This window comes from Streptomyces hirsutus, assembly GCF_001418415.1.
Lineage (GTDB): Bacteria > Actinomycetota > Actinomycetes > Streptomycetales > Streptomycetaceae > Streptomyces > Streptomyces hirsutus.
In genome coordinates this window covers 1-2,360 of the sequence record NZ_LIQT01000738.1, presented here as the reverse complement: position 1 = coordinate 2,360, position 2,360 = coordinate 1, and the positions used below count along the sequence as shown (strand labels likewise).

Here is a 2,360-nt window from a genome sequence, read left to right as displayed (position 1 = left end):
GGAGCGGGGTCCTCGGTGAAAGCTCGGAGCCCGTACCCGCGTGGCGAACGCAGGCCGCGTACAGGCTCGGGGTGCCGGTCGGGGGCGGAGAGAGAGGGCCCGCCCGGGTCCTGCCGGCGATCGGATCGAATCCGGTCAGATCAGCTCAGCGAGCGGTTCAGCCCTTGAGGGCCACGACCTTGCGAGCCAGCGCCGACTTCTTGTTGGCGGCCTGGTTCTTGTGGATGACACCCTTGGAGACGGCCTTGTCGAGCTGACGCGCGGCAGCGCGCTGGTACTCGGTGGCTTTCTCGGTGTCGCCCGCGGCAGCGGCCTCACGAGCCTTGCGGATCGCGGTCTTCAGAGAGGACTTGACGGCCTTGTTGCGCAGCCGGGCCTTCTCGTTGGTCTTGTTCCGCTTGATCTGGGACTTGATGTTCGCCACGAATGAGCCTCTACAGGTTCTGGTCCGGGGCCGCGCGGGTCCCGGACCGGTGAATTTCTTGAGATGTGCCCCGCACCGAGAGGGCAAGAGACACAACCCCCCACGTTACCAGCGGCCCGACGGGCGGCCCAAACCCGGCCCCGGCCGGGGCGCCATACTCGCCGCGCGTGGGACCATGGAAGCTACGTATCGATCCGATCCGACCCGAGACCGCAGACACTGCGGACGCCTCAAGAATCAGGACCCTGCGTGCCCGCGACCCCCATCCACGTGCCCGAGCCGAGCCGTACCGACCCGGCTCTGATCCGCAACTTCTGCATCATCGCGCACATCGACCACGGCAAGTCCACGCTCGCCGACCGGATGCTCCAGCTGACCGGCGTGGTCGAGCAGCGGCAGATGCGTGCCCAGTACCTCGACCGCATGGACATCGAGCGCGAACGCGGCATCACGATCAAGTCCCAGGCGGTGCGGTTGCCGTGGGCGCCCACTCACGACAAGGGCAGCACGCACATCCTCAACATGATCGACACGCCGGGGCACGTCGACTTCACCTACGAGGTGTCGCGGTCGCTCGCCGCCTGTGAGGGCACGGTCCTCCTGGTGGACGCCGCGCAGGGCATCGAGGCCCAGACCCTCGCCAACCTGTACCTGGCGATGGAGAACGACCTCACGATCATCCCGGTGCTCAACAAGATCGACCTGCCGGCCGCGCAGCCCGAGAAGTTCGCCGAGGAGCTCGCCAACCTGGTCGGCTGCGAGCCCGACGACGTGCTGAAGGTGTCCGCCAAGACCGGGCTCGGCGTCGAGGCGCTGCTGGACAGAGTGGTCGCCGAGGTCCCCGCCCCGGTCGGCGTCAAGGACGCCCCGGCCCGCGCGATGATCTTCGACTCGGTGTACGACTCGTACCGCGGGGTCGTGACGTACGTCAGGGTCATCGACGGCCAGCTCAACAAGCGCGAGCGCATCCGGATGATGTCCACGGGCGCGACGCACGAGCTGCTGGAGATCGGTACGAACTCGCCGGAGATGCTGTCCTCCGACGGTCTCGGCGTCGGCGAGGTGGGCTACCTCATCACCGGTGTGAAGGACGTCCGCCAGTCCAAGGTCGGTGACACCATCACCAGCCAGCACAAGGGGGCCGAGGAGGCGCTGGGCGGCTACAAGGAGCCCAAGCCCATGGTCTTCTCCGGCCTGTACCCGATGGACGGCTCCGACTACCCCCTGCTGCGCGACGCACTGGACAAGCTCCAGCTCAACGACGCGGCCCTGGTCTACGAGCCGGAGACGTCCGCGGCCCTCGGGTTCGGCTTCCGCGTGGGCTTCCTGGGCCTGCTGCACCTCGACGTGATCCGTGAGCGCCTCGAGCGCGAGTTCGGGCTCGACCTGATCGCCACCGCGCCCAACGTGGTGTACCGCGTGCTCATGGAGGACGGTGCCGAGCACATCGTCACCAACCCGAGCGAGTTCCCCGAGGGCAAGATCGACGAGGTCTACGAGCCGGTGGTGCGGGCCACGATCCTCGCGCCCACCGAGTTCATCGGCGCGATCATGGAGCTGTGCCAGACCCGGCGCGGCACCCTCCTCGGCATGGACTACCTCTCCGAGGACCGGGTCGAGATCCGCTACACGCTGCCGCTCGCGGAGATCGTCTTCGACTTCTTCGACCAGCTGAAGTCCAAGACCCGTGGCTACGCCTCGCTGGACTACGAGCCCACGGGCGAGCAGTCCTCCAGCCTGGTCAAGGTCGACATCCTGCTGCACGGCGACAAGGTGGACGCCTTCTCGGTGATCACCCACAAGGACCAGGCGTACGCGTACGGCGTGCGGCTCGTCGCCAAGCTGCGGGAGCTGATCCCGCGGCAGGGCTTCGAGGTGCCCGTCCAGGCCGCCATCGGCTCCCGGGTGATCGCCCGCGAGACCGTCCGCGCCATCC

The 2,360-nt window shown here is 67.8% G+C and carries 2 protein-coding genes; one reads left to right on the top strand and one right to left on the bottom strand.

All coding sequences use genetic code 11. The features are described 5' to 3' along the window. Positions 1 to 157: 157 nt before the first annotated feature. Complete coding sequence (gene rpsT / locus AOK11_RS38085) at positions 158 to 424, bottom strand: 30S ribosomal protein S20 (RefSeq protein ID WP_055598176.1); 267 nt, start codon at positions 422 to 424, stop codon at positions 158 to 160. A gap of 249 nt (positions 425 to 673) precedes the next feature. Between rpsT and lepA the strand changes: the two genes are divergently transcribed. Next, positions 674 to 2,360: translation elongation factor 4 (lepA, locus tag AOK11_RS38080; protein WP_055598175.1), on the top strand; the 1,687-nt coding region annotated here is incomplete at its 3' end.